Below are 26,138 nucleotides of genomic sequence, written 5' to 3'. Positions count from 1 at the left end.
GTGGTTGGACCTACCGCAGGAGGCAATGCGAGATCGCATCACCGCCCTATTCATCAAAGATTAGCTCAAGCATGTTGGTGACGAGCGCGGGTTTTTCTGTCCCCTCCAGTTCCACCACGCATTCCAGCGTGACGAACAGGCCGGCTTCCCGCCGTTCCGCCCCGCTTATACGGCCGCGTAGCCGGATCCTGCCACCTTCCGGCACGGGAACGGGAAACCGAAGCCGGTCATAGCCATAGGACAATGCCCGGCCCACATGCTCGAACTTGATGAGTTCATAGAGCAGGCCGGGAATGAGTGATAGGGTCAGAAGACCGTGCGCGATGGTGCGTCCGCCCGGCAATTCACGCTGAGCGCGTTCGACATCCAGATGGAACCAGGCGTCGTCGCCGGTCGTCTCCGCGAAACGATCGATCAGCGGCTGGTCGATAAGCATCCATCGGCCGGGTCCGAACCCGGTTCCGACCAGATCGGCGTAATCATGTGGCGAATGGAGGGTCAGCACGGGACTGTCCATCATGTTGTTTTCCTTCACCTTGCTTCCTTGACAGCAATCCTGACCGGCAGAGGTTCGCCGCACCGTCGTCGCAGGGGAGGGGCGGTATAGGGCCTGTTCGACGCGTTCATGGCTGTCCCGGGCGGCTCCAGGCGACGGATCATGGCGGCAAACTCGGCGGGCTCTGCCCGACCACTGGCTTACGCTGTCCGGATCGTTCAAACGGTTGTGGATCAAGCGGCCTTTCCGGCGAGGAAGCCGCCGTCGACGGCAACGATCGATCCGGTGGTAAAGCTTGATCGAGGAGATGCCAGGAAGACGACCGCATTGGCAATTTCATGTGGTTCGGCCACGCGATTCAGCGGATGCGCCGCGTTGGTGCGTGCGACAAGCTCCGGAACGCTCAGCAGATGGGCGGTCAGGTTGGTCGCCACCGTGCCGGGGGCGACGGCGTTCACCCGGATATTATGCGGCGCGAGTTCCAGCGCGAGCGTCTTGGTCAGCCCGACGACACCATGCTTTGAGGCGACATATGAACTGCGGTTGACGACCCCTGTTTCCCCCGCAACCGATGCGATGCTGACGATCGAGCCACTGACCCCTTGATCGATCATCCGACGCGCGGCTATCTGGCTGAAGAGGAACACTGACGTCAGATTCACGTCGATGACGTTCCGCCAATCATCGACCGGGATATCGACAAGCGCGCGCCGCTCGCCGATGCCTACATTGTTCACGAGCACACGGATCACGCCGAAAGCAGCTTCCGCTTCTGCCATCGCGCGGCTTACGTCGGTCTCCTGGCTGGCGTCGGCGATGATCGCGATTGCGCGTCCTCCCGCTGCATTGATCTGATCGGCAACGGCCCTGGCGGCGTCGGCATTCTTGTCGATGATGGCCACAAAGGCGCCGTTCTCGGCGAGCAGCAGCGCGGTGGCGCGGCCGATTCCGGATGCCGCGCCAGTCACCAGCGCGGGAACCCCAGCAAGCCCAAGATCGAAGCCCGCGGTCATGCGAGCGAAGCTTTCGCACAGATCGACGACAAGAAGCTACATATCGTAAAGTGGGCGCCGGTCATAGGTCACTCATCCTCTCAATCCTATTATCTAGTTCATATGTTCTAAGTTCGCCTATATTATGAGTCCACAGATTTTTGGAGCGTGTACGTAGACCAGAGCAGCGGCCGGCCTCGGCGGCTCTTTCGGAATGATCGGGCGACCCGGCGCTGGCATGGCCCTAAGCAAGCAATCTAGGCCGCTTCTACATATTGTAATTTAACATAAGATATATTATCGAGCTTTTCTAGTGTAAGCGCCGGATAGAAATGACACCCCTCTGCTAGATAGAAATGACACCCTCGGGCGTCCTTAGCAGAGTCCGGTGGCATGGTCCTCCTGGCAGTTCGGGAGGACGCGCTTATGACGGTGGTGGCGATGAGCCATGGCGAGCTTTCGCGGTTTGACACATTGTCGCGCGTGGACCGCGGCGAACTTCGGGTTGAGGATGCGGCGATGTTGCTGGGCTTGAAGCGCCGGCAGATTTTCCGGTTGCTTGAACGTCTCCGAGTTGAAGGCGCTTCAGGCCTGGTGTCGCGCAAACGTGGTCGGCCGAGCAACCGACGTCACAGCAATGCCTTTCGCGAGCGGATCCTGTCACTGGTCCGCGAGCATTATGCGGATTTTGGACCGACCCTGGCGCGTGAGTATCTGGCGGAGCGCCACGATATCGCGGTGGGCTGTGAGACATTGCGGCAGATGATGATTGAGGCTGGTCTGTGGCAGGATCGCGCAGCTCGCCGGTCTCGCCCATATCAACCGCGCCACCGCAGGGAGTGTCGTGGCGAGCTGATCCAGATCGACGGCTCGGATCATGACTGGTTTGAGGACCGCGGACCGCGATGCACGCTGCTCGTCTACATAGACGACGCGACCAGCGAGTTGATGCACCTCAAGATGGTCGAGAGCGAAAGCACCTTTTCCTACATGGAAGCGACGCGCGAATATATCGAGCGGCACGGCAAGCCGGTGGCCCTTTATTCCGACAAGCACACAGTCTTCCGCAACGCTAAAGCGACCGCCAAGGGTGACGGCATGACGCATTTCGGGCGCGCGCTCGATGCGCTGAACATCGAGATCATTTGCGCCAACTCACCCCAAGCCAAGGGCCGGGTCGAGCGGGCGAACGGCACATTGCAGGACCGCCTGATCAAAGCGATGCGCCTGGAAGGTATCTCGTCGATCGAAGAAGCGAACGTCTTTCTGCCGAGCTACATGGTTGGGCACAATGCGCGCTTCGCTCGTCCGGCCGCAGACAGTCGTGATCTACACCGCCCTCTGGCACTGCGGGATGATCTGCACTCCGTCATGGTCTGGCGCGAACAGCGGACGGTCACGGCCGCGCTGACGCTGCACTATAACAAAGTGCTGTTCCTTCTGGAGCCGAACCCGATCAGCAAGGAACTGGTGCGCAAGCGCGTGGATGTCTGTGAATATCCTGACGGCACAGTCGAGATCCGCCACGAGGGGCGCTCCCTTCCCTATAGCCTGTTCGACAAGATGCCCCGGATCAATCAACCTGCCATCGTCGATAACAAGCATCTCGACGCGGCACTGGCGCTAGCAAAAGAGATCCAAGCGATCGCGCCGCATCACCGGCAGCGGAACAACTATGCCCCTGCTCGCCGCGACCAGCCCGCGCATCTGTTCCCCGAACCGGAGGCGCCGGTGAAGATCGACGGACGCCGGTTGGGCGGGGCAAAGCTCAAACGTCGTCCCCGGCTCAGCCCGGCGGAGTTACGGGCGCGCGGCACGCTCGAGTTCGTGAAGGCGCGCTAAAGCGGTTCTGACCGAGCCCGCTGCCGTCGCAGCGGGTCCGTGCCCTTCCCCACCACTGTTACGCCATCAGCAGGGTCTGCGCTGCGCTATCCCAAGGGCTCCACGCAGCCCCTGCTGATCTCAAGAGTGTCATTTCTATCGGGGACGGAAAGTGTCTTCTCTAACCGGCAGGAACATCTAGTGTAAGCGCCGGATAGAAATGACACCCCTCTGCTAGATAGAAATGACACCCTCGGGCGTCCTTAGCAGAGTCCGGTGGCATGGTCCTCCTGGCAGTTCGGGAGGACGCGCTTATGACGGTGGTGGCGATGAGCCATGGCGAGCTTTCGCGGTTTGACACATTGTCGCGCGTGGACCGCGGCGAACTTCGGGTTGAGGATGCGGCGATGTTGCTGGGCTTGAAGCGCCGGCAGATTTTCCGGTTGCTTGAACGTCTCCGAGTTGAAGGCGCTTCAGGCCTGGTGTCGCGCAAACGTGGTCGGCCGAGCAACCGACGTCACAGCAATGCCTTTCGCGAGCGGATCCTGTCACTGGTCCGCGAGCATTATGCGGATTTTGGACCGACCCTGGCGCGTGAGTATCTGGCGGAGCGCCACGATATCGCGGTGGGCTGTGAGACATTGCGGCAGATGATGATTGAGGCTGGTCTGTGGCAGGATCGCGCAGCTCGCCGGTCTCGCCCATATCAACCGCGCCACCGCAGGGAGTGTCGTGGCGAGCTGATCCAGATCGACGGCTCGGATCATGACTGGTTTGAGGACCGCGGACCGCGATGCACGCTGCTCGTCTACATAGACGACGCGACCAGCGAGTTGATGCACCTCAAGATGGTCGAGAGCGAAAGCACCTTTTCCTACATGGAAGCGACGCGCGAATATATCGAGCGGCACGGCAAGCCGGTGGCCCTTTATTCCGACAAGCACACAGTCTTCCGCAACGCTAAAGCGACCGCCAAGGGTGACGGCATGACGCATTTCGGGCGCGCGCTCGATGCGCTGAACATCGAGATCATTTGCGCCAACTCACCCCAAGCCAAGGGCCGGGTCGAGCGGGCGAACGGCACATTGCAGGACCGCCTGATCAAAGCGATGCGCCTGGAAGGTATCTCGTCGATCGAAGAAGCGAACGTCTTTCTGCCGAGCTACATGGTTGGGCACAATGCGCGCTTCGCTCGTCCGGCCGCAGACAGTCGTGATCTACACCGCCCTCTGGCACTGCGGGATGATCTGCACTCCGTCATGGTCTGGCGCGAACAGCGGACGGTCACGGCCGCGCTGACGCTGCACTATAACAAAGTGCTGTTCCTTCTGGAGCCGAACCCGATCAGCAAGGAACTGGTGCGCAAGCGCGTGGATGTCTGTGAATATCCTGACGGCACAGTCGAGATCCGCCACGAGGGGCGCTCCCTTCCCTATAGCCTGTTCGACAAGATGCCCCGGATCAATCAACCTGCCATCGTCGATAACAAGCATCTCGACGCGGCACTGGCGCTAGCAAAAGAGATCCAAGCGATCGCGCCGCATCACCGGCAGCGGAACAACTATGCCCCTGCTCGCCGCGACCAGCCCGCGCATCTGTTCCCCGAACCGGAGGCGCCGGTGAAGATCGACGGACGCCGGTTGGGCGGGGCAAAGCTCAAACGTCGTCCCCGGCTCAGCCCGGCGGAGTTACGGGCGCGCGGCACGCTCGAGTTCGTGAAGGCGCGCTAAAGCGGTTCTGACCGAGCCCGCTGCCGTCGCAGCGGGTCCGTGCCCTTCCCCACCACTGTTACGCCATCAGCAGGGTCTGCGCTGCGCTATCCCAAGGGCTCCACGCAGCCCCTGCTGATCTCAAGAGTGTCATTTCTATCGGGGACGGAAAGTGTCTTCTCTAACCGGCAGGAACATCTAGGAATGCCGGTGAAGATCGATGGGTGTCGGTTGGTGGGGCAAAGCTCAAACGTCGCCCTGCTCAGCCCGGCGGAATTCCGGGCGCGCGGCACGCTCGAGTTCGTGAAGGCGCGCTAAAGCGGTTCTGACCGAGCCCGCTGCCTTCGCAGCGGGTCCGTGCCCTTCTCCACCACTGTCACGTCATCAGCAGGGTCTGCGCGGCGCTATCCCGAGGGTTCTACGCAGGCTCTGCTGTCATTTACGGTGTCATTTCTATCGGGGACGGAAAGTGTCTTCTCCAACCCGCAGGAACATAGCGGGCGTTCAAGCTATGAAGCCTGAATATCAGGGCCTTGGGGGCCTGCTTTCAGTTGCCGTTGCGGGCTGCCTAACTGGGGTTGTCCTGACGGCCTTGCCGGAAGGCCCTGTTCCAAAAGGAACAGGGCTGCCGTCCTGCCCGGATACCCGATCCGTTTTCAAGCCGCGAAGTTGCTTGGCCGTTTTGTGCAATTCCAAACGGTCCTTATTTCTCGCCATTGTCCTTCACACCCACTGTCGGAACGTCGATGGTTTCCTTCTTGGTACCTACGACCACCGCCTTGGAATCTACGTCGACCTTCGGAAGTTCCCCGCCCTTTACGCTGACCTCGGGCACATCGCCGCCCGACACATCTGCCTTCCAGAAGCCGGTTGCGAACAATATCCCCACGACCGCCAGAACCAGGATCAAGGCGATTGCGACGGTTCGTCCGCCCCGATGTTTATGAACGACAACCCGCTCGTCAGTGTAACGATCTGTATGAACATCAACCATCGCCATCCTCCTCCTATGAGAATGGAGAAACAATCAGCTGTTAACTCTTGTTCCACTCTGCTGAACGCATCGTCGAAGGCGGACTTCCGCGAAGCAGCCATAGTGGAGCGCCAGGCCTGACCGGGATTGATGCCCCGCCACTCGATTGTGACGATCGGCTCCCCCGCCCCCTTCAGCGATTTGGAGCCCCTCCATCTATCGCAAATCGATTGCCTTCCGCTTTGCGCCGGGCATAGAAAGCCGTCGAAAAAAATATGGGGGCGCATTCATGAAGATCGGATCCTGTGCATTGGTGCTTGCGATTGGAGCAGTTCTACTGCCGATGACAGCGCATGCGGATGATCCCAATGATCCGACCATGCGCAGCACTGCGGCCCGCGCGCGCGATCGGGCAATGATCAAACGGATGAACCAGCAGCAGTTGGCCTATGTCCGGGAGCGCGACGCGAAGATCATGCAGAATTATCGCCGAGCCCAAGGGCAGGGTGATGGCTATGCGGATGCGCGAGGCGAATATGCGCGCAAGATGACGGAGTGGCGGCGCGCCGTTGCCGCTTGCAATGCCGGGCGTTGGGAATATTGCGACTAGGACGCATAAGGAATGTCAGGTCGCGTTCCTGACGGTAACCGCCACATTTCCAGCTATCACTATCAACAGGCGACATCTGAGGGATGGGCCTTCACATCCCCTCGACAACCATCGCTATCCCCTGACCGCCACCGATGCACATCGTGATCAAGGCGTAGCGCTTCTTCGTGCGGCCAAGTTCGTAGATGGCCTTCACTGTCAAGATAGTCCCTGTCGCGCCGACCGGATGACCCAGCGAAATTCCCGACCCATTGGGGTTCACCTTCACCGGATCGAAACCAAGCATCGTCGAAACAGCGCAAGCCTGAGCCGCAAATGCTTCGTTGGATTCGATGACGTCGATCTCGTCAAGCGTCAATCCCGCGCGCGCCAGCGCGATGGGTACCGCCTCCGCCGGACCTAGTCCCATGTGGGAAGGGGCAACCCCGGCATGCCCCCAACCGAGAATTCGTGCCATCGGCCGTAGGTCGTGCTGCGCGACCGCATCGGCCGAAGCCAGGATGACGGCTGCTGCGCCATCATTGATGCCTGAGGCGTTTCCTGCGGTGACCGTGCCATCCTTTTGAAATACCGGCTTCAATGCCGCCAATGCAGCGAGGTCGTTTTCGGCCCGCACATGCTCGTCGACCGCAAATTCACGAGTTGCGCGCCCGACCTTGACCATCACCGGCAGGATCTGATCGTTGAAACGTCCTTCGGCTTGAGCGAGCGCAGCGCGGCGATGACTCTCCGCCGCCAGCACATCCTGCTGTTCACGTGTGATGTGATGATCACGCGCAACATTCTCCGCCGTCACGCCCATATGATAGCCGTCTATGGGATCGCTTAGCACGGCGACCAGCGCATCAATCATCGCGACATCGCCCATCTTTCGACCGAAACGCACATCGGTCACATGATGCGGAGCGCGGCTCATCACCTCAGCGCCTCCGGCGGCTGCTATATTGATCTCCCCCTGGGCGATTGCCCGCGCCGCGGCGATGATCGCTTCCACGCCCGAACCGCACAAGCGGTTCAATGTCAGCGCTGGCGTTCGTTCCGGAATGCCGGCACGCAATGCAGCAACACGCGCGAGATAAGCGTCTTGCGGCTGGGACTGGATAACCTGCCCCATGATGACATGTTCTACGTCATCCGGCTGGATAGCCGCTCGTCGCACAGCTTCGGCGATCGTCAGCGCGCCCAGTTGCGCAGGTTCGAAATCCTTGAGGCTGCCGCCAAAATCCCCAATGGCGGTCCGGACGGCTGATACGATATAGGCTTCCCTCATTATCAAGTCCTTGTTTCACGGCCGCCAAAGGGATCAAAGCCGATTGCCATACAGATGCTAGAACAGATGATCTAACTTATCTACATGCATCAGGAGCGGCCATGGGCTGAGCGGGCGACTGGCAATCGCCTCCCCAATGCATTGTCGTGTCTTGTCTGCGCCGCTTTGAAGGGCAACGGCCCCCGCATCTTCCAGGATGCAGGAGCCGCCTCCCCCATTTAACAGCCTATGATGTTTCAGAGTTCGCCTGGTCGCAGCGTTATCTTCAGCCAGATTTCACGACCGCGCGAGATCGGGCCTTCAAAGTCCGGCAACACTCCGACCGTGGTGCCCGTACCTCTCCCGGTGCCCGGCGACTGAAAGCCGGAATAGGCGTAATAACGATTGGTCAGGTTGCGGCCGATGAGCGCGACTTCGACGCCGCCGGACTGCGAGCCGACCGATATCGACCCGTCGAGCAGAAAGCGCTGCGGATTGAAGCCGATCGGGTTGAGTTCCTGAGACAGGAAATATCGCGACGTGTAGACGCCGTTCAGGTTGAACTTGGCCTTCAGATTGTCGCCGACCGCGGTTTCATAAGAGGCGCCGACGCTCCCACTGAACTTGGGTGCACGGGGCAGCGGACGTCCCAGCATCTGCTGTTGATCCGGCACAGTGCCCGCGTCCGGACCGTCCGTGGTGCAACCGCCCGCGATCGTCTGCCCGACATAGCAAGCCGACAGGAAGGGTGAATCATATTTCGCCGAGTTCAAGGCTGCCGAAGTCGTAAGCGTCAGACCCGGTATGGCGTGGGGCGAAAATGTAAGATCCCCTTCCAGACCTTTGACGCGCGCCGAAGAGGCGTTGAGGATCAACAGCACGATGGTGGCGGGGTCAAGGCGGCTGAGTTGCAGATCCTTGTAACGATAGGTGTAGGCGGCAAGGTTGAGGCGTAGCTGGCGGTCGAACATCAACGCCTTGAAGCCTGCCTCGAAACCTTTCACTGTTTCAGGACGATAGAAGGCCGGGATGTCGGTAATCGCCGGGTTCGCCAGGGCGGCGCTGTAGGTATTGAAGCCGATCTGATAGGCGCCGGACTTGTATCCCTGCTTGTAGGAAACGAACAGGTTGGTATTTTCCGACGGCTTATAGGACAGGGTCGTTTCAGGTGACCAGTTTGAAAATTGGACCTCGGGCGTGGTGAACTTGTTGGGCAGTCCAGCCGGCGGAACGATGTCCTGATATTTGCGATCGCGGGAATAGCGAACGCCCGCGGAAAGGCTCCATTTATCGGTCATGTTCCAGTCCATCTGACCAAAAGCGGAGATGGACTGCGAGCGGAGAGGAAAATTCCAGTAAGGAGAAAGCGGCGCTATGGCGGTCGTGTTGATCACCCCCTGCTCCAGAACGCGCAAATTGTCCTTCTGATAGAAAGCGCCCATCATCAGGTCGATCGGCGAATCCGGGCTCGCGTATGAGAGCCTGACCTCCTGGCTGAAGGCATTCTTCCTGACCGATGACAGCCCCCCGATAAAGAAGCGGGCGCCCGATGTCTGGGCGTCGATGACCCTCTGGCGGATGCCATACCACCCCGTAACCGAGTTCAGCGTGATATCATCCGTCAATTTGTAGGAGATATCGGAACTTATCAAATACTGCCGGACCTTCAGAAAATTACTGTCGGAATTCCACGCCGGATTGCCCGTGACCGCTTGGATGGCGGCGGATGGAATGGCGGCGAAGACGACCGTGTCGTTGGGTTTGCAATCATCCGTGCCAGCAATGGCGCCGGGCCCCTGCGCTGCCCCTAGCGGGCATGCGATCTTCTGACTGGTCGTGTAACTGCCATTTTCGCGAACGTGATCATAGGTTGCGCGCAGCTTTACGGTGAGCCGATCTGTCGGCATCCAGTTGGCACTGAGGCGAACGCCCTCCTCGTCCGTGCCAGGCGCATAATCGATCGACCGTGCGGGGGCGACGTTGCGGAAGAAGCCGCGTTGGCGGGAGAAGCGCCCAGCCAGACGCATGTCCAACGTGTCGGTCACCGGACCCGACACATAGCCGTCCAGATCGACTTGGTGAGCATTGAATTCATAACCGGCGCTGAGCTGCGATTGGAAAGTGCTCGTCGGTTCCGCCGATCTCATGGAGACGATGCCGCCGGTCGAATTCTTGCCGAAGAAGAGCGCCTGCGGCCCTTTCAGCACTTCGACCTGACCGATGTCGATGTTCCCCATGCGCACGACGCCGCCATAGCTGAGGGGAACACCATCGATATTGATGGTCACCGCGGGCTCGGACGATGCATTGGAGGTCGGGCTGGCGACGCCGCGCAGCGTCAGGTTGCCGCCATAGGGGCCCGTTGCTGGCGAAATGATGAGCATCGGCGTCAGCTTGGCGACGTCGGTGATGTTCGTAACGTTGAGGTCCGCCAGCTTTTCCGCGGAAAATGCCGTGAGCACGACCGGCGTCTGCAGCGTCGTCTCGTTACGCCGACGGGCGGTAACGATGATATCCATATTTTGACGTGCCTCTGCGGAGACGGCCGCGTCATTCTGCGCTGGCACCTCCTGCGCGGACACGACGGGAACCGCCATGCTGGCCACCGCCAGCACGGCAAGGCTCGCCATGCGATAACTGCTTTTCATGATGCTCCCTCCCATGTTTTATAACCCGAACGGGGCACAGCCGCATTTCATCCGCACGTCTTTCGGCTTGGTGCGATTTGAAATGCGTCGGACAGACCGTTGAACATCTGCCTCTTCTTTGTCATGCAAATGGCGGATTTGAGCAAGTGTTCTAACCCAGGCACCGCCCGAACGGATATATTAACATATGCTCGTTAATGGCCGTTATCCTTTGCCTCCAGTGCCATCGACGTCTCTTCTGCCCGGGCCGTCATGTGATTGTTTCAGAACGCGTTGATGATGAAAGGCACCCCCCCTGCCGACATATGGTCAGGGAAGAATGACGCGGAAATGCGGTGGAATTTCGCCGCCGCCGTCGGGCACCTTCATCCTTTGTGGCTTGCTTTCACGTCCGTGACATCAGTTCCGCGCTGAAACGATCCTCGTGGTAGATCGCGTCGCCCCATGTCTTTTCGATTTCCAGCATCCGGCGCAGGTAACGGCTGAGCTCATATTCGTCGGTGATACCGATGGCGCCATGCAGTTGGATCGCGGCCTCCAGCACCGCGCGGCCATGGCGGCACACGAGCGATTTCGCCGCCGAGACATCCTGCCTGCGCGTCGGCGCATCCTCTTCCGTCAGTGCCGCCGCTGCCATGTACGTTGCCGAGCGTGACTGTTCGGCCGCCACGACCATGTCGGCAAAACGATGCTGAAGGGCCTGGAAGCTGCCTATGGCCTTGCCAAATTGGTGGCGGGTCTTGAGGTAGCCGGCTGTAAGCGCCAGCATGCGGTTCATGAGGCCCAGCGCTTCGCCGCAGAACGCGACTATGCCATGATCGATCGCCCGGCCGACCTTGACCGGAGCATCGTTGCCCTCGAACAGGGCCACTGCTTCAACGGCATCGAACGACAGGCGCGCAATCAAGCCTCCATCCAATCCGCGCAGCGGCGTGATGGAAATGCCAGGCTGACCTGCAGCGACGAGAAACGCATTTGGCCCCGTCTCGGCCAATTGCGCCGTCACGATGAAATGCGTCGCGGTGACGCCATCGATCACAAGTTCCTTGGTGCCCGAAAGCCGCAAGGTTCCGCCATCGTCTTCAACCCGCGAATTCAACTGCGACTGGTCGAAATCCAGGATGGACTCATCCCTTGCCATTGCGATGCGAATGCTGCCCCCCGCAATCCCTTGCAAACAGGCGGTGCGAACATCGGTTGCGCTGGACGTTTCGATCAGCTTGGGCGCGATCACCGCATAGGATATGAAAGGCGGCTGCACGAGCGACTGTCCCAATGCCTCACAGATCAGGAGCGTTTCGGCCATCGTCATGGCGAGGCCGCTGTCGTCCTCTGCGATCATGAGACCCGCAAGACCCAGTTCCGCCATTTCCTGCCATCGATCGATCGTGCCTGTGACCATTGCTTCAGTGGAGCTGGGGTCGGTTCGCCTGGCGATGACGCTGGCGGCAAATTTCTCGACAGTATCGACCAGCGCGCGCTGATCTTCGGTAAGGTCGAAGTTCATCCCGCCCCCCACAGGTGCACGGTTTCCCGATAGATCAGATTTTTCTGAATTTCGGTGGTCCCGCCGACCAGGCCGGATTTGCGGAACTCCAGATATGTCGCCGCCGTGCCGTTCAGGACATGGCCATAGGGCGGAGCCGCATCGGACTCCCCTCCCCTGGCCAGCGGATCGTAGGCAAGACCCGCTGGCCCGCCCATGTCCATCAGCAGCGCCGAAAGCCGTTCCAGAAGATCGGTGCCGCACAGTTTGAGAATGGAGGCGGACGGCGCGCGCGGATCGCCAGGCTGGGCCGCGATCACGCGCATCAACGTCCATTCATGCGCCTTGAGATCGATACGGATGCGGTCCAGCCGCACGCGCAAAGCGCGAAGACGGTCAGGCGAAACACCTTGTTCAGTCATGCGGTCGAGCATTCGGACGGCAAATTGCAACAACCGTTTTGACTGGCCCAATCCAGCGATTTCCGTCCGTTCCGCGTTCAGCAGAAACTTGGCGACCGTCCAGCCCTGATTTTCCCCTAACACGATATTTTCGCAGGGTACTTCTACATCCTCAAGGAAGACCTCGTTCACGTCATGCGCTCCGTCCAGCGACCTTATGGGTCTGACGGTGATCCCGGGCAAGTCCATTTCCATGAGAAGGAAAGTGATCCCTTCCTGTGGCCGGCCGTGATCCGACGTTCGCACGAGACAGAACATGTAATTCGCCCAATGCGCCCATGTCGTCCAGATTTTTTGCCCGTTTACGATATAGCGATCGCCCTTGCGCACGGCCTTGGTCCGGAGTGAGGCCAGGTCCGAACCTGAAGAAGGTTCGGAATATCCCTGACACCACCAGTCACGCAGCGTCGGGATGCCGGGAAGATAGCGCTGCTTCTGCTCGGCCGTGCCAAAATGCTGGAGGACTGGGCCGATCATGTTGATGTGGGGAATTTGTCGGGGGGCGCCGGCCAGAAAACATGCTTCCTCGAAATGAACGCGCTGCATTGGCGACCAGCCGGGGCCACCATATTCGGCGGGCCATGCAGGCGTTGCCCATCCACGTTGATCGAGAATTGCCTGCCAGCGCAGATAGTCGTCCTTCGTGAGATGCTGAAGATTGTTGACGCGCGTCCTGATATCTTCGGGCACCATGGCGGCGATCTCGTCGCGCATCATGTCGCGAAAGTCGCGGTCGGCGGCGTCGAATGTCAGATCCATTGTCAACGGCTCCTGTCGATCGCAATACGGCCTTGGGTGAAGACGACCTTGTCGCGGGCGGGCACCCGTGCCTCCAGCCGCGCGCCGGCTTCATCCCGCCAAAGCGCGAGCTCCAGCGTCTCGCCAGGAAAGACTGGCGCGCTGAACCTGCCCGAGAACGAGCCGAGGCGTCCGCTGGCCACGGCGCCATCTTCATTGCACAGCGCCTTCTCGACAAAAGCTGCGCACAGTCCATAAGTCGCCACGCCCTGCAGAATGGGACGCGGGAAGCCGGCCTTGGCGGCCACCTCGGGGATCAGGTGAAGCGGATTCTGGTCTCCGGTGAGCGCGAAGAGCTGCGCCGCCTGCGTGGATGTGGGCACTTCCCAGACCCGGTCCGGGGCGCGGTCGTTCATCACATCCGAAGGGGCGACTTCGAAGGGAGGCGCTCCGGCTACCTGATCGGAGCGACACAGGAAAGACATGAACAAAGAGGTATAATGTATACCGGACTGGCTATCCCGAAGATCTCGCACCATATTGATCACGCAGCCGCGCCCCTCACCGCGATCGAAGACTCCATCCATGCGGGTTTCGCTGGTCACCTGTCCTTCAACGGGCAATTCCGCGTGTGAAATCATAGCCTGGCTACCATGCAGGACTGCCGGCATTGTGAGCCCCAGCCCCATCGCATGAAGGCGTGGTGCAGCAAGTACGGTAGCCATTGCCGGCAATGCGCGAGACGGAGGCACCGGGCCCAGATGTTGACGCGCCCAATCGTCGCCGGGATCGACTCCGCAACCGACGCTCAGCGCGTAAATACAGCTATCCTTGCCGGAATAGCTTTGCTCCATGACCACGGGCGTCATATCCATCAAAGCGTCATAATCCTGGATCATGCTTCTACCGGCTCCCCAAGGAAGGCGCGCGCTTTTTGGAACATGGCCGCCGGCGCGAGGGGCTTGTCGTCGCGCTCATATCACACCCTTGGCCGACAACTCGGCCATCGCCCGTTCGTCGAGGCCCAGCATTTCCCGCAGAACCTCTGCAGTGTGTTCGCCGATGACGGGCGGCCCCAGGCGGTATTCGGGTGCCGATACCGAACATCGGATCGGGCTCGCGGCGACCGTGATTTCACCTGACAGAGCGTGAGGAAGTTTGACTTTCATGTCGCGCGCACAAAAATGAGGATCGGATTCAAGGTCGGACATGCGGTTGATCGGACCGCATGACACGCCCGCGGCATTGAGAAGCTTGATCCAATGTTCGCGAGGATGCTGAACAAGGATCTTGGTCAGGGCGGCGGCGACATCGTGACGGTTCGCGACCCGCGCACCCATCGAATTGAACGCAGGGTCATCGAGCCATTCCGGACAGCCGACCGCCACCGCCAACCTGGCGAACTCCCGATTATTGAATGTCGCAACGAGCAGATAGCCGTCGGAGGTTCGATAGACGCCATAGGGGGACGCGCTCGGATGATCATTGCCCGTGCGTGGCATCTCAAATCCACCATTGAACCACGCTGTGAAGGTATTCGCCATAGCGGACACCTGAGAATCGAACAGTGAAATGTCGATCGACTGCCCCTGCCCTGTCTTGTCGCGTTCCCGCAGCGCCAACAATATGCCAATGACGGCGTCCTTCCCGGCAAGGATATCTGCAATCGGCACTCCCACCCGCATTGGAGGACCGTCAGGATCGCCGGTTACACTCATCAAACCGGACATGGCCTGCATCAGGAAATCATAACCGCTGCGATACGCATATGGTCCAGCCTGTCCGAAACCGCTGACCGAGCAATAGATCAGGCCAGGATTTTGTCGCCTGAGAGATTCATAGTCGAGACCATATTTCTCAAGCGTCCTCGGCCTGAAGTTCTCGATGAAAATATCAACCCTGGAAGCCAGGGTACGGAGCAGTTGTGCGCCTTCATCACTCTGGAAGTTGACCGAAATAGAGCGCTTGTTGCGATTGGCGGCCTGAAAATACGTGGATTCCCTGGTTTCATTTCCATCCGTATCGATCAGCCATGGGGGACCGACATGACGCACATCGTCGCCTTCACCAGGCCGCTCGACCTTGATGATGTCGGCGCCAAAATCTCCCAGGCACTGCGTTGCTGTTGGTCCTGCAACAACCCTTGTCATGTCGAGAACTTTGACACCGGACATTACAGACATCGGAAAACTCCCCGGCCCTTTCCTCGCGAAAGAAACCCCATTTCCTTGGTTTAGGAGCGGCGGGCGGCGCATGAAACGTCAATTGCATGTCGGCAACCAGTTACTGGAAATCCGTTAATGCCCCCGCGATCACAGCGTGGCTGCGCTGCCGAGCACGGCGGTCACTTGACTGGACAGAAAACCTCCATTTGCATGTGCAACAGCCAAATCCGCGGCAACCTGCCTGTCTCCGGCAGTGCCGGTCAGCTGCCGATAGGCTTCGACGATGGTGAAGAGACCGTACATGCCGGGGTGAACGCAGGCCAGGCCGCCACCATTCGTATTGACCGGCAATTGGCCGCCCGGTCCGATAGCGCCCGAAGCGACGAAATCGCCGCCTTCCCCTTTCTTGCAGAAGCCGAGATCTTCGAGGAACAAGATCGTGTTGATCGTGAAGGCATCATATAACTGCACGACATCGATGTCAGAGACCGTAATGCGAGCCTGCGCATAGGCGCGCGCGCTGCTCGCCTTTGCCGCTGAAGTGGTGAGGTCAGGCATCTGCGCAATCTGATAATGGTCGGTCGCCTCGCCCACTCCAAGCAGATAGGCTGCCGTGCGTCCGCCCACCCAATCCTTGCGCGCCATGACCACCGCCGCCGCACCATCCGTCACCAGGCAACAATCCAGTACCGAAAGCGGATCGGAAACCATCCGCGCATTATCATACTCCTCGCGGCTCAAAGGCTTTCGCAAAAAGGCTTCGGGATTGAGCATGGCCCATTCACGCGCGGTCCTCGCGACCGCATAGAAATGATCGCGGGTGGTGCCGAACTCATGCATGTGACGGCTCGCCGCCAAGGCATAGCCGCTGACCGGTAGCCGGGGACTATATGGCTTTTCGTAGAGATTTGGCCCCGCAGCACTGACCAGGCCACCGACGCCGGTACGCTGGTTGCTGCCATAGGCCACAAGCGCAACATCGATTTCCCCGGCGGCCAGCGCATGGGCCGCCACGTTCATCTGGGTGAGAAACGCAGATCCGCCGGTGCGATTGTTGTTGGTGAGCTTTGGCTGAATGCCAAGATATTCGGCAAAAGACAGTCCGCTTAGAAAATCGTTCGGAAGCGCGATGAACAGGCCGTCGACCTGCGAGAGCGAGAGACCGGACTCTTCCAGCGCCGCAAGGGCGGCACGACTGGCCAGATCCATCGATGTGAACCCTGGCGCCTCGCCAATCCCGAATGTAGCCGCACCGATGAGCGCAGTCGGCGTGCGACGATCCCCGATCATGGCCGCAACTCCTCTTTAGGCGTTTCGCCATCAAGAGGCACGAATATGACTGCGTGGTGGTCTTCGAACGGCACGATGCGCGCGCGTACCCGCATACCGATGCGGACATCCGCGGCGGCCACCCCTTCAATTCGGCTCATCATGCGTGGGCCCTCGTCGAGTTCCACGATCGCCACATTATAGTCTGCCTGCGGCGGCCGCACCCGGACGACCGTCGTCGCATGGACGGTGCCAAATCCTGATGCCTCGATCCATTCCAGATCGGTGCTGCCGGTGCCCGGTTCGGCCACCCGCGGATAGAAAAAGGGCGTCGCATCAGGTCGTCGGCGTTGCAGCATGAACCTGCCCTGGGCCAGAAACTCGAGATACTCCTTGTCCGGCCGCGTTGCCTGCATCGTCGTCACCTGCACGAATTCACCTGTCTTCACGAACTGATGTGGTAGCCGCCATTCACCGAAATGACCTGGCCCGTGATGTAGGAGGCTGCCTGCGACAGCAGGAAGCAGACGGGCGTTGCGACTTCCTCGGGAGTACCCCAGCGACCCATGGGTATCTGGGCCAGATAGGTGTCCCGAAACTTTTCGCCACGTACGGTTTCCGTCATCGGCGTTTCCACGACCCCGAATGCGACGGCATTGACGCGGATGCCCCTGGCCGCCCATTCCCGTGCCGCCGACATGGTAAGGCCATTGATTCCTGCTTTGGCCGCGCCATAGTTGATCTGGCCGACCGTGCCGCGACGGCCTGCGTCGGATGAGATGTTGACGATCGCCCCTGGAGCCTTCTCATCGGCCGCCGCACGCTCCAGCATCTTTCGGCCAACCGCCTGCATCAGGCGGAAGGGCGCCGTCAAGTTGACGTCAATAACCGCGTCCCAGGTTTCGATATCCATCCTGTGGATCATGGCTGCACGAGAGATTCCGGCATTGTTCACCAACCCGTCAATTCCCCCGGCCCATTTATCGGCCCCCTCCACGGTCGCCGTCACAAAGGCGCCGTCGGTGACATCGCCGTCGGCGATCATCAGCCGATCACCACCCACCTCATTTTGAAACTCCCGCAATGCGTTGGCGTTTCGATCCATCGCCACCACCCTGCCCCCGAGCGCCAGGATTCCATTCGCGATCGCGCGACCTATTCCCTGGCCCGCGCCGGTCACGATCACGGACCTGTTCTCCAGCGACATGGGATTGATCATTTATTGGCTCCGTGATTGAAAGCGTTGGGCATATCTATTGTCTGATCGCGGCAATCCACACCGCCGGCGATCAGCACTAGAAATTTCATTCAGCGCCTGACCCTGACAGGAGGGGGCCGGTGGATAGCAACGTCCCCCATTGCATCTGGTGCGTGGGCCAGACTAGCGGGTGTGATGCCGGCAGACAGCCCCCAAGCCGAACGACTTTCCGATTACCACATATGTGTCAAAGCGCCGCGCTGCCTGGCTTTCAGGCTGCCTGCGATCCACTGTCCCGACACAGAAGATGCGTTTCGACGAGTTCGCGCAGGCGCTGCACGAGCAGTTCCTTCTGGGGAGCGATCACTTCGGCGGCTCCCCCAATGCCTATCACTGTCGGGACCGGGAATACATTTTCGGGCAAACTCATCGCGATTACGGCGGCTCCAGGGCTGATCTCGCTTCTTTCGATATACAGGTAACCGTTTTCGCGAATGAAATTGACGTCCGCCAGCAGTGCGTCGAGGCAGATAATGCTCTCTTCCGGAAGTCTTTCCGCGTTGATGCGGCGGACAAGCTTGCTGATCTCGGCATCCGACAGGTTTTTCAGAAGAGCTCGCCCGCTTGCCGAGCGGAGCAATGGCCGCTTCTGTCCAGGCGTCAGGTGAAGGCGTAAGGACGTCGTGGATTGCGCAACCTGTATATATTGTGACGCCAGCTTGTTGCGTATGGCCAGATAGGCAGTCTGGCCCGATATCTGGTTCGCCTTGCGCAACAAGGATGAAAGGCGGTCTTCCCCATGCAATTGATCGAGTGCCCAAGACCCGAGCAGACGCACTCTGCTGGTAGGCATGAAGGTGCGATCGCCATTATTATAGGCAAGATATCCAAGGACATTCAGACTGCGCATTATCTCCGAGGTGCTGGACTGGGGATAGTCCAGCGCGCGCGCCACTTGTGCGATATTGGCCGGTCCTTGATGATGATCGAAATACTCCAGGATCTGCATGGTTCTCCCGGTGGATTTCACGACATTGAGGGGCAGCGCTTCCCATTTGGCTGGTCTGCCAGGGCTTTCCTGCATGTTGTCCTGCGGCTGATTAAGCCCGTCACCCGAAGAAGCCGCTTCTTCCCTATCGCGCTCGATTCCGGCCATGAGTTCCATGTCAACTCCTCTCCTCGCTATCGCGCCTGCACCATCCGTTCCTCGCCGCTTTGGTGCGCCATTAGGACGTATGTTCTAAATCGGTAACATATATGTGATGGCCGGTCAAAATGGATTTGCATCGGGCTTCATTGGCCGTTCCCGAGAAGTAGCCTTGTGAATGGGCGCCTAGAGTAATGGCCAGTCAGAGGGTAGCGCCTGACGGCCGAGAAATCGGAACAGGCAAAGGTATGAAGCGGTCGATCTGATGAGACCAACCGCTTCACGCGCTGCCTGCATTCACCCCGTCCTGATCCCGGGGCACGGCGATGCTCGAGCCCGGCTTCAACCCGGATCGAGCATCCTTGCGGTCGATCTGCGGAACGATCAGTTCACCATCGACATGCCGCCGCTGACGCTGAGCGTCTGGCCAGTGATATAGTCGGATTCCGCGCTGGCGAAAAACAGAACGGCGTGAGCGATTTCCTCCGGCTCTGCGACGCGGCGAAACGGAATGACGCTTTTCAGCCCTTCCTTGAGCTTGTCGGACTGGACATGATAAAGCGGAGTGTTGGTGGGTCCGGGTGCGACGCAATTGACGTTCACCTTGCCGCGCGCGGCCTCTCGGGCAAGCGTTTTGGTGAAGGAGATAATGCCTCCCTTCGCGCCCGAATAGACCGCTTCACCGGGACTGCCAATCCGGCCTGCGTCGCTGGAAATGTTGACGACCTTGCCGCCACCCTGCTCCATCATGCCGGGGACGAAATGATGGCAAAGATGGACCGGCCCCAGATAGTTGATGGCCACGATCAAGTCCCAGGTTTCCGGTTTGCTTTTGAGGAACGGTTCAACAAGGTCCCAACCCGCCGCGTTGACGAGGATATCGAGCGTTCCGACTTTGCCGAGCACCGCCGCTGCAAAGGCATCAATGCTCGGCCGGTTGGTCAGGTCTAGCTTCTCGAACTCGGCCTGGCCGCCAGCGGCGCGGATTTCCTCGGCGGCTGCCTTCCCCCCTTCCTCATTGATATCGGCGACAAAGACCCGCGCGCCTTGCTCCGCCGCCATGCGGGCAATCGTCTTGCCTATGCCAGAGGCGGCGCCGGTCACCACCATGGATTTGCCTTTAAATCTGTCCGTCATGTTGGACACCCTCTCGTGAAAATGATTGCTGCCGATCAGATCTTGCAGGTCGGATCGAATTTCGGTGCCCGCTTCTCGCGATGCGAAGCGACGCCCTCGCGCACTTCCGGCCCGGTCAGGCCCAGCATCTCATATGCGACGGATGCATCGAACGACGGACCTGCCATGCGGAACCAGTTGTTGAGCGAGGTCTTGGTCCAGCGGATCGCGCTTTGCGCGCCGTTCGACAGCCGCACGGCGACTTCGAGAGCCTTGTCGTCAAGTTCCTCATCCTCGCAGGTGAGCGAAATGAGCCCCATGCGCTCCGCCTCTTCGCCGGAAACCGAGTCACAGGTCAGCAGATAATATTTGGCCTTCGCCATGCCGCACAGCAGTGGCCAGATGATGACCGAATGGTCGCCCGCGGCGACGCCGAGGCGGGTATGGCCGTCGATCAGGCGCGCATTCTTGGACGCGATCGATATATCCGCCAGCAACCCGCAGACCAGACCAGCACCGACCGCCGGACCCCGCATGGCGCTGATGATGGGCTTGTTGCAGTTGATGATGTTGTAGACGAGATTCCGCGTCTCCTTCCAGATCTGGTTTCGGAAATGATAGTCGGTCATCGAGCGTTCCACGATTGCGAAATCACCGCCAGCGGAGAACGCCTTTTTGCCGCCCGTCAGGATGACCGAGGAAATGCTTTCGTCGTCGTCTATGTCCCGCCAAATCGTAACGAGCTCCGCATGCATCTGACCACAAACGGGAGTCAGCTTCTCGGGATCGCCCATGGTGATGCGCAGTACGCGATCGGCAGGAAAATCGAACAGCAACTTCTCATAATTCTTCAAATAGGCAGACATGAGACCTCCAGAGAAGATAAATATGGTTGTTTTAAATCGAACGGATGCGGATCGTTGCCGCATCATCATCCACCGTCCGGACCAGATAGCAACCAAGCGCCGGCCATCTCCATGCAGAATCTTTGTTCGCAACCATATACCGTGTACGTGGAAGATGATGTCCTCTCGTAAAGCGGCATTGAAGTGCCCATGCGATCCCCGCAAAAAGTTTCGGATGCTAGTTCCCCTTCTGAGGCCGGCAGGCGCCGTCAGCACCGGGGATCCGGCTCCAATCCGCCTGCCGGGATCGGCTGTCACCCACCCAAAAGGCCATCAATCTGAAAGGAAATAGTCAAATGTCAGACGGCACCGTCAAGAGCATGCGCGCAAGCGCGCGCCCTATGGCAGCCAATGACAGCGCCTCTTTGTGGGACTTTGGCGGAGGCGTCGCCTGTTTCGAAGTCCATAGGAAGATGAATACGCTCGATGTTCAGGCCCTTGAAGTGCTGGAGTTCGCGATATCGGCAGCGGGCAATGCGTTTGGCGGGCTGGTCATCGGCAACGACGATCCGCGCGCCTTTTCGGCGGGGGCGGACCTTGCATATAACCACGGCATGGTATCGGCAGGGGATTGGCCAGCCCTGGCCACCTACTTCAAGAAAGGCCAAGGTCTGTGTCAGACGCTGTCAGCCATATCCGTGCCGGTCGTGGCAGCAGTCCACGGCTTCGCGCTTGGAGGTGGATGCGAGATCATGCTCCATTCCCACGCAGTGGTCGCGCATGCGGGCTTGCGGGCAGGCCTTCCCGAGATCAAGGTGGGGCTCATCCCGGCTTGGGGAGGCTGCACCCAGCTGCTTTTGCGATGCGTCGAGCGACATGGGCCGGAAAAGGGGCTTGCGCATGCCCTGGCCGCGCTGCAGGCAGGGGTGATCGCAACGTCAGCCCAGGAGTGCGAAGAGATGGGGCTGTTGCGGCCCGGCACGCAGATAGTCGCTGAGCGGGCAGATCTCCTGCCTGCCGCCGTCGCGAAGGTGGCAGCGATGATGGCGGAAGGCTTTACGCCGCCGGCCCAGCCACAACTGACCTATTGCGGCGAGGCAGGCTATTCGGAGCATATTCAACGAGTGGACGCCGCGGAAGCCGAAGGTGCACTTGATACCGGCAGCGCCGTCGTCATGCGGGAGATTGTGAGCGTGCTGACCGGCTATCCCGCCGTGGTTGAAAAGGCGACGCTGCCTATCACGGTTTCGCTGGAGGGCGAATTGGCAAGCGCCAATCGGCTGATCAGGACAGAGGCCGCGCTGACCGCAATCGCCAGGTTGATTGGCGGATGAAATCGCATGGCCAACGCTGAACCCAGGAAAATCCTATGCGCGACAAGGTTCGAGGGTAGATTTGTTCATTGTCGGGAGTTTGTCCGATGAAAGTCGAACCAGATCTGGGAGCGATCGCCGCCAGACCGGATGTTGCCATCATGGCCACACGCCAGATCGCGCTGAACGAAATCCTGTTTCGTGACAAGGTGGTTCTGGTGTCGGGCGGTGCGACTGGCATTGGACGGGCACTGGTGTGGATGTTGGCGCGCATGGGCGCGAAAGTGGTGACGTGCGGACGTTCGGCGGAAAAGCTGGATATTCTGCGCGATGAACTGGCCAGCCAAGATTATGAAATTTTGGCCGTCCCGACCGATATACGTAAGTCTGAGGACGTCGCTTCGCTCTTTGCCCAGATACGGGCACACCATGGCCGGCTCGACCTGCTCATCAACAATGCTGGTGGCCAATTTCCGCAATCCGCAATCGACATGAGTGCCAACGGCTTTCGCGCAGTCATCGACAATAATCTTTTGGGCACCTGGTCGATGATGCAATCTGCTGCGCGCTATTGGCGCGACACGAATATGCCCGGTTCGATCGTCAACGTGGTCGCGGTGGTAGATCGCGGTATATTGGGCGCCGCGCATACGGCGGCGGCTCGCGCCGGGGTGATCTATCTTTCCAAAACCGTCGCGGTGGAGTGGATTCCGTTGAAGATCCGCGTCAACTGCGTAGCCCCCGGCACCATCTTCACCGAAGGCATGGCCGGGTACCCTGAAGAGGCCAAGAAGACGTTCGCGCGCAGCAATCCGATGCTGAGGCTTGGCGATCCATGGGAAGTTGCGGAAGCTTGCCTCTTCATTGGTTCCGACGCGAGTTCCTTCACCACGGGTGAACTCCTTCGTGTCGATGGCGGCGGCCAGCTTTGGGGTGAGCAATGGACGCAGGGCAAGCCCGAATATTTCCGCGAGTAACGAATTGCCTCGCCATCACCGGTTCTCGTCAACTCGCTGGAACCATGAGATTATGTATAACCAATGCTAAAGCAAGTCGATAAAATGAGGAGAGAGGTTGATGACGAACCGCAGGCTCGAGGGCAAGGTCGCTATCGTCACAGGTGCCGCGGGAGGCATGGGGCGCGGCTACGCACTTCATCTCGCAAAGCTTGGGGCAGATGTCGCCATATTCGACAAGGATCTCGATGCTGGCAAGCGTGCCGGAGAGTATGAAGCCGAGAGTGTCGAGCAGGAAATTCGTGACCTCGGCCAACGCGTCGTAGCGGTGCAGGCCGACCTTTCGCGGCGAGAGGAAGCCCAGGCCGCCGTCGAACAGGCCGCGCGTGAGCTTGGATCGATCGACATCCTCGTTAACAACGCCGGCGGGGCCATCACTCCTGCCGAGCGGAGCTATGCGACCACCTCGCCCGACGACGACATGGCATTGCTGATCAACGTCAATTTCCTGAGCGCGGTCTATTGCTGCCAGGCCGCCGTCCCGTTGATGAACAGGCCCGGCGGGGCCATCATAAACATCGTCACCTTCGGCGCGTTCGCGGGCGACAGCAAGGGAAAATACGCCGTATATTCCGGCGCAAAAGCCGCCCTGCTGACCTATACAAGGCATCTCGCGGTCGAGTTGGGGCCGATCGGCATTCGGGCCAACTGCGTTGCTCCGGGACTCATTCACACCCCGCGGGTCGCGGCCGCAGCCGCAGCGCGCGGCATGGGCACGAGCGATCAGGCAGGGGCGATCCCGCTGCGCCGCTTCGGCAAGGTCGAGGATATGGTCGGTGCCATCGAGTTTCTCGGCAGCGACATGTCGAATTACATCACCGGCGAATGCATCAGGGTCACTGGAGGGCTTGGTCTCATCTCCCTCTGATTGTCACAGATGTGGCGTTCAAAAAGCGCTGCGCTGCGACGAAGATTTCTCCACACGCCATTCAATGGAAAGAATTATGGAAGAAAATGACAGGCTGATCGAGGTTGAACGGGACAATGGCTTTGCCACGATCTGGTTGAACCGTCCGGACCGCTTGAACGCGCTTGTTCCCGAAATGCTCGCGGCCTTTGACCGCATCATGCAGGATCTCAACGATGATCCTGACATCTCGGCCGTCATACTGACGGGCAAGGGCAAGGCCTTTTGTGTTGGTCTTGACGTCGCGGTTTTGCAGGAATCCGGTCCGGAGCCTTTCCTGCCCTTCAATCCGGCGCGGACGATCAGCCAATGGAAAGGTCCGGTGATCGCGGCGATCAACGGACTCTCGGTAACGGGCGGGCTGGAGATTACGGTAGCCTGCGATATCATACTCGCTTCGGAGGATGCTGTTTTCGTTGACACCCATTCACGGGTCGGGCTGTTGCCCGGCTGGGGGCTGTCAGTTCGCCTGCACAGGGCCGTCGGCATCTATCGCGCAAAGGAACTGGAACTGACCGGCAGGCGGCTTCCTGCCCGCGAAGCCGCTGACTGGGGTTTGGTCAATCGCGTGGTGCCTGCGTCGGATCTTCTGGATACAGCCCGCGAAATGGCGCGTGCCATTGTCGGCGGCGCGCCCGGCCTACCAGCGGAAACCAAGGCCCTCATCGACAAGGTGAGCCTGGTATCGATGGAACAGGGTATAGAGCTCGAAGCGCAAATCGGCTTCGAACGCCAGGCAAGGAGCGGTAGATCGCTGTCCTTCGCCCATGTCGGACAATCGAAATGACAAGGGCGGCACCGACAAGGATCCATGTCGCCTCACCGCGATCAGGATAGTTGCCGCAGCATGTCCTTGCTGAACGGCTTCAGGGCTTGCAGATCGCCGTCACGTATACGCTCTGCCCAGTCCGGATTCGCGATGATGGCGCGGCCCACTGCCACGAGATCGAATTCGTGCGCAGTCAACCGCTCCAGCAGATTGTCGAGTGAACCGGTCTGTGCGTTCTGGAACGTGACGCGACTGTCCTTCCCCGACACGAAATCGCTGTCCAGGCCGACATTCCCCACGGTTATGGTCGGCTTGCCGGAAATTTTCTTCACCCATCCAGCGAGATTGAGGTCACTGCCGGGAAATTCCGGCTGGTAATAGCGTCTTGTGCTGCAATCGAACATGTCCACGCCAGCATCCACCAGTGGGTCCAGAAATGCTTCGAGCGATGCCGGATCTGTGACCAGGCGCGCGTCATAGTCCTGCTGCTTCCATTGGGACCATCGAAGGATGATCGGAAAGTGCGGTCCCACCCGCCCTCTTATGGCTGCTGTGATCTCCGCAGCGAACCGGACGCGATTGGCTATATTGCCGCCATATCGATCCGTACGCCGATTGCTTTTCTCCCAGAAGAATTCGTCGATCAGATATCCGTGCGCGCCGTGGATTTCCACGCCGTCAAACCCCAACAGCTTCGCGTCGGAGGCGGCCGTTGCGAAAGCCTCGATTACCGCCTCTATGTCCTCCTGGCTCATCTCGTGACACAATGGCTCGAGCGATTGGGTCAGCCCCGAGGGAGTAAAGGCGGGTATTGACGGGTCGGGAGAAGCTCCCGGATGTCGTGCCGAGCCTGTGTGCCAGAGCTGCGGGACGATGCTTCCGCCCTGGTCATGCACTGCATCGACCACGCGCTTCCATCCCGCCAGCGCATCAGTGCCGTGGAAAAATGGTATCTTTTCATAGGCGTTGGCGGCAGGATGATTGATGCAGGTTCCTTCAGTGACGATCAGGCCGACGGACTTTGCGCGGCGGGCATAATAGTCGCGCACATCGTCACCGGGAACATTGCCTGGTGAACGATGCCTTGTCATCGCCGGCATGACGATCCGGTTGCGCAGTTTGAGATTGCCCAACTGGAAGGGCTGAAACAGTGCATCGACCCCGTTCACCTGATGACTCCAGATCTTTCGGCAGGAGTGCCGCGGGCGTC

23 protein-coding genes are annotated in these 26,138 nt (G+C 59.7%); 7 read left to right on the top strand and 16 right to left on the bottom strand.

The annotated features are described in order from the left end of the window. Positions 1-46: 46 nt before the first annotated feature. Together ACN9MX_RS20325 and ACN9MX_RS20320 are read right to left on the bottom strand one after the other, a co-directional pair. Positions 47-520 (bottom strand): MaoC family dehydratase, encoded by a 474-nt coding sequence (locus tag ACN9MX_RS20325; protein WP_363828616.1) that lies wholly within the window; start codon positions 518-520, stop codon positions 47-49. 209 nt (positions 521-729) lie between these two features. After that, a complete protein-coding gene (locus tag ACN9MX_RS20320) occupies positions 730-1,509 on the bottom strand; it encodes an SDR family NAD(P)-dependent oxidoreductase (RefSeq protein ID WP_363828614.1) in 780 nt (259 codons plus the stop codon). Between the two features lie 405 nt (positions 1,510-1,914). Between ACN9MX_RS20320 and ACN9MX_RS20315 the strand changes: the two genes are divergently transcribed. Both ACN9MX_RS20315 and ACN9MX_RS20310 read left to right on the top strand, forming a co-directional pair. Next, positions 1,915-3,330 (top strand): ISNCY family transposase, encoded by a 1,416-nt coding sequence (locus ACN9MX_RS20315; protein WP_426387469.1) that lies wholly within the window; start codon positions 1,915-1,917, stop codon positions 3,328-3,330. Positions 3,331-3,623: 293 nt separating this feature from the next. After that, positions 3,624-5,039: an ISNCY family transposase gene (locus tag ACN9MX_RS20310; RefSeq protein ID WP_426387469.1), complete on the top strand. Its 1,416-nt coding sequence runs from the start codon at positions 3,624-3,626 to the stop codon at positions 5,037-5,039. Between the two features lie 682 nt (positions 5,040-5,721). Here ACN9MX_RS20310 and ACN9MX_RS20305 read toward each other — a convergent pair. Next, positions 5,722-6,012, bottom strand: coding sequence for a hypothetical protein (locus tag ACN9MX_RS20305; RefSeq protein ID WP_363828611.1), 291 nt, complete (start codon positions 6,010-6,012; stop codon positions 5,722-5,724). A gap of 322 nt (positions 6,013-6,334) precedes the next feature. Here ACN9MX_RS20305 and ACN9MX_RS20300 point away from each other — a divergent pair, with 322 nt between their 5' ends. Further along, positions 6,335-6,601, top strand: coding sequence for a hypothetical protein (locus ACN9MX_RS20300; protein ID WP_363828608.1), 267 nt, complete (start codon positions 6,335-6,337; stop codon positions 6,599-6,601). A gap of 91 nt (positions 6,602-6,692) precedes the next feature. Here ACN9MX_RS20300 and bktB read toward each other — a convergent pair whose 3' ends face one another. The 12 genes from bktB to ACN9MX_RS20240 all read right to left on the bottom strand — a co-directional run bounded on the left by bktB (position 6,693) and on the right by ACN9MX_RS20240 (position 20,944). Further along, positions 6,693-7,871: a beta-ketothiolase BktB gene (gene bktB, locus ACN9MX_RS20295; protein ID WP_363828606.1), complete on the bottom strand. Its 1,179-nt coding sequence runs from the start codon at positions 7,869-7,871 to the stop codon at positions 6,693-6,695. Between the two features lie 236 nt (positions 7,872-8,107). Next, complete coding sequence (locus ACN9MX_RS20290) at positions 8,108-10,498, bottom strand: TonB-dependent receptor (protein WP_363828603.1); 2,391 nt, start codon at positions 10,496-10,498, stop codon at positions 8,108-8,110. A 385-nt stretch (positions 10,499-10,883) separates the two neighbouring features. Continuing rightward, complete coding sequence (locus tag ACN9MX_RS20285; protein WP_363828600.1) at positions 10,884-12,005, bottom strand: acyl-CoA dehydrogenase family protein; 1,122 nt, start codon at positions 12,003-12,005, stop codon at positions 10,884-10,886. After that, positions 12,002-13,204, bottom strand: coding sequence for an acyl-CoA dehydrogenase family protein (locus tag ACN9MX_RS20280; protein WP_363828597.1), 1,203 nt, complete (start codon positions 13,202-13,204; stop codon positions 12,002-12,004). Before ACN9MX_RS20280 ends, ACN9MX_RS20285 begins: the two co-directional genes overlap by 4 nt. Positions 13,205-13,206: 2 nt before the next feature. Then, complete coding sequence (locus tag ACN9MX_RS20275; protein ID WP_363828594.1) at positions 13,207-14,082, bottom strand: MaoC/PaaZ C-terminal domain-containing protein; 876 nt, start codon at positions 14,080-14,082, stop codon at positions 13,207-13,209. Positions 14,083-14,157: 75 nt separating this feature from the next. Beyond that, complete coding sequence (locus ACN9MX_RS20270) at positions 14,158-15,366, bottom strand: CaiB/BaiF CoA transferase family protein (protein ID WP_363828591.1); 1,209 nt, start codon at positions 15,364-15,366, stop codon at positions 14,158-14,160. A gap of 129 nt (positions 15,367-15,495) precedes the next feature. Further along, the gene (locus tag ACN9MX_RS20265) at positions 15,496-16,638 is read right to left on the bottom strand and encodes an acetyl-CoA acetyltransferase (protein ID WP_363828588.1); all 1,143 of its coding nucleotides are present in this window, start codon (positions 16,636-16,638) and stop codon (positions 15,496-15,498) included. After that, a complete protein-coding gene (locus ACN9MX_RS20260) occupies positions 16,635-17,066 on the bottom strand; it encodes a Zn-ribbon domain-containing OB-fold protein (protein WP_363828585.1) in 432 nt (143 codons plus the stop codon). The genes ACN9MX_RS20265 and ACN9MX_RS20260 overlap by 4 nt, the downstream gene beginning before the upstream one ends. Next, positions 17,063-17,836: an SDR family NAD(P)-dependent oxidoreductase gene (locus ACN9MX_RS20255; RefSeq protein ID WP_363828582.1), complete on the bottom strand. Its 774-nt coding sequence runs from the start codon at positions 17,834-17,836 to the stop codon at positions 17,063-17,065. The genes ACN9MX_RS20260 and ACN9MX_RS20255 overlap by 4 nt, the downstream gene beginning before the upstream one ends. Positions 17,837-18,086: 250 nt before the next feature. After that, positions 18,087-18,980, bottom strand: coding sequence for an IclR family transcriptional regulator (locus tag ACN9MX_RS20250; RefSeq protein ID WP_363828579.1), 894 nt, complete (start codon positions 18,978-18,980; stop codon positions 18,087-18,089). A gap of 366 nt (positions 18,981-19,346) precedes the next feature. After that, the gene (locus tag ACN9MX_RS20245) at positions 19,347-20,099 is read right to left on the bottom strand and encodes an SDR family NAD(P)-dependent oxidoreductase (protein WP_363828576.1); all 753 of its coding nucleotides are present in this window, start codon (positions 20,097-20,099) and stop codon (positions 19,347-19,349) included. Positions 20,100-20,134: 35 nt separating this feature from the next. Further along, positions 20,135-20,944 (bottom strand): enoyl-CoA hydratase/isomerase family protein, encoded by an 810-nt coding sequence (locus ACN9MX_RS20240; protein ID WP_363828574.1) that lies wholly within the window; start codon positions 20,942-20,944, stop codon positions 20,135-20,137. A gap of 335 nt (positions 20,945-21,279) precedes the next feature. Between ACN9MX_RS20240 and ACN9MX_RS20235 the strand changes: the two genes are divergently transcribed. The 4 genes from ACN9MX_RS20235 to ACN9MX_RS20220 all read left to right on the top strand — a co-directional run bounded on the left by ACN9MX_RS20235 (position 21,280) and on the right by ACN9MX_RS20220 (position 24,946). Further along, the gene (locus ACN9MX_RS20235) at positions 21,280-22,257 is read left to right on the top strand and encodes an enoyl-CoA hydratase/isomerase family protein (RefSeq protein WP_363828571.1); all 978 of its coding nucleotides are present in this window, start codon (positions 21,280-21,282) and stop codon (positions 22,255-22,257) included. Positions 22,258-22,454: 197 nt separating this feature from the next. Next, a complete protein-coding gene (locus tag ACN9MX_RS20230) occupies positions 22,455-23,213 on the top strand; it encodes an SDR family NAD(P)-dependent oxidoreductase (protein ID WP_426387701.1) in 759 nt (252 codons plus the stop codon). 100 nt (positions 23,214-23,313) lie between these two features. After that, entirely contained in the window at positions 23,314-24,120 is an 807-nt protein-coding gene (locus ACN9MX_RS20225) for an SDR family NAD(P)-dependent oxidoreductase (protein ID WP_363829436.1), read from the top strand. A 76-nt stretch (positions 24,121-24,196) separates the two neighbouring features. Then, complete coding sequence (locus ACN9MX_RS20220; protein WP_133654388.1) at positions 24,197-24,946, top strand: enoyl-CoA hydratase-related protein; 750 nt, start codon at positions 24,197-24,199, stop codon at positions 24,944-24,946. Between the two features lie 41 nt (positions 24,947-24,987). Here ACN9MX_RS20220 and ACN9MX_RS20215 read toward each other — a convergent pair whose 3' ends face one another. Further along, positions 24,988-26,097: an NADH:flavin oxidoreductase gene (locus ACN9MX_RS20215; protein ID WP_133654387.1), complete on the bottom strand. Its 1,110-nt coding sequence runs from the start codon at positions 26,095-26,097 to the stop codon at positions 24,988-24,990. Between the last annotated feature and the right edge of the window lie 41 nt (positions 26,098-26,138).

Origin of the sequence: Sphingobium sp. R-21, assembly GCF_049913335.1 — a bacterium.
Classification (GTDB): Bacteria; Pseudomonadota; Alphaproteobacteria; order Sphingomonadales; family Sphingomonadaceae; genus Sphingobium.
Note: the sequence above shows the minus strand (reverse complement) of the source record. Positions and strands in the feature narration are given on the sequence as shown.

What these genes read in the sequence shown, in the direction of transcription:
- ACN9MX_RS20270 (WP_363828591.1), bottom strand. Translation starts at nt 15,366, where the DNA reads ATGTCTGTAATGTCCGGTGTCAAAGTTCTCGACATGACAAGGGTTGTT.
- ACN9MX_RS20320 (WP_363828614.1), bottom strand. Translation starts at nt 1,509, where the DNA reads ATGACCGCGGGCTTCGATCTTGGGCTTGCTGGGGTTCCCGCGCTGGTG.
- ACN9MX_RS20245 (WP_363828576.1), bottom strand. Translation starts at nt 20,099, where the DNA reads ATGACGGACAGATTTAAAGGCAAATCCATGGTGGTGACCGGCGCCGCC.
- ACN9MX_RS20310 (WP_426387469.1), top strand. Translation starts at nt 3,624, where the DNA reads ATGACGGTGGTGGCGATGAGCCATGGCGAGCTTTCGCGGTTTGACACA.
- ACN9MX_RS20220 (WP_133654388.1), top strand. Translation starts at nt 24,197, where the DNA reads ATGGAAGAAAATGACAGGCTGATCGAGGTTGAACGGGACAATGGCTTT.
- bktB (WP_363828606.1), bottom strand. Translation starts at nt 7,871, where the DNA reads ATGAGGGAAGCCTATATCGTATCAGCCGTCCGGACCGCCATTGGGGAT.
- ACN9MX_RS20300 (WP_363828608.1), top strand. Translation starts at nt 6,335, where the DNA reads ATGACAGCGCATGCGGATGATCCCAATGATCCGACCATGCGCAGCACT.
- ACN9MX_RS20235 (WP_363828571.1), top strand. Translation starts at nt 21,280, where the DNA reads ATGTCAGACGGCACCGTCAAGAGCATGCGCGCAAGCGCGCGCCCTATG.
- ACN9MX_RS20285 (WP_363828600.1), bottom strand. Translation starts at nt 12,005, where the DNA reads ATGAACTTCGACCTTACCGAAGATCAGCGCGCGCTGGTCGATACTGTC.
- ACN9MX_RS20240 (WP_363828574.1), bottom strand. Translation starts at nt 20,944, where the DNA reads ATGTCTGCCTATTTGAAGAATTATGAGAAGTTGCTGTTCGATTTTCCT.
- ACN9MX_RS20280 (WP_363828597.1), bottom strand. Translation starts at nt 13,204, where the DNA reads ATGGATCTGACATTCGACGCCGCCGACCGCGACTTTCGCGACATGATG.
- ACN9MX_RS20265 (WP_363828588.1), bottom strand. Translation starts at nt 16,638, where the DNA reads ATGATCGGGGATCGTCGCACGCCGACTGCGCTCATCGGTGCGGCTACA.
- ACN9MX_RS20290 (WP_363828603.1), bottom strand. Translation starts at nt 10,498, where the DNA reads ATGAAAAGCAGTTATCGCATGGCGAGCCTTGCCGTGCTGGCGGTGGCC.
- ACN9MX_RS20325 (WP_363828616.1), bottom strand. Translation starts at nt 520, where the DNA reads ATGATGGACAGTCCCGTGCTGACCCTCCATTCGCCACATGATTACGCC.
- ACN9MX_RS20225 (WP_363829436.1), top strand. Translation starts at nt 23,314, where the DNA reads ATGACGAACCGCAGGCTCGAGGGCAAGGTCGCTATCGTCACAGGTGCC.
- ACN9MX_RS20315 (WP_426387469.1), top strand. Translation starts at nt 1,915, where the DNA reads ATGACGGTGGTGGCGATGAGCCATGGCGAGCTTTCGCGGTTTGACACA.
- ACN9MX_RS20275 (WP_363828594.1), bottom strand. Translation starts at nt 14,082, where the DNA reads ATGATCCAGGATTATGACGCTTTGATGGATATGACGCCCGTGGTCATG.
- ACN9MX_RS20250 (WP_363828579.1), bottom strand. Translation starts at nt 18,980, where the DNA reads ATGGAACTCATGGCCGGAATCGAGCGCGATAGGGAAGAAGCGGCTTCT.
- ACN9MX_RS20305 (WP_363828611.1), bottom strand. Translation starts at nt 6,012, where the DNA reads ATGGTTGATGTTCATACAGATCGTTACACTGACGAGCGGGTTGTCGTT.
- ACN9MX_RS20255 (WP_363828582.1), bottom strand. Translation starts at nt 17,836, where the DNA reads ATGATCAATCCCATGTCGCTGGAGAACAGGTCCGTGATCGTGACCGGC.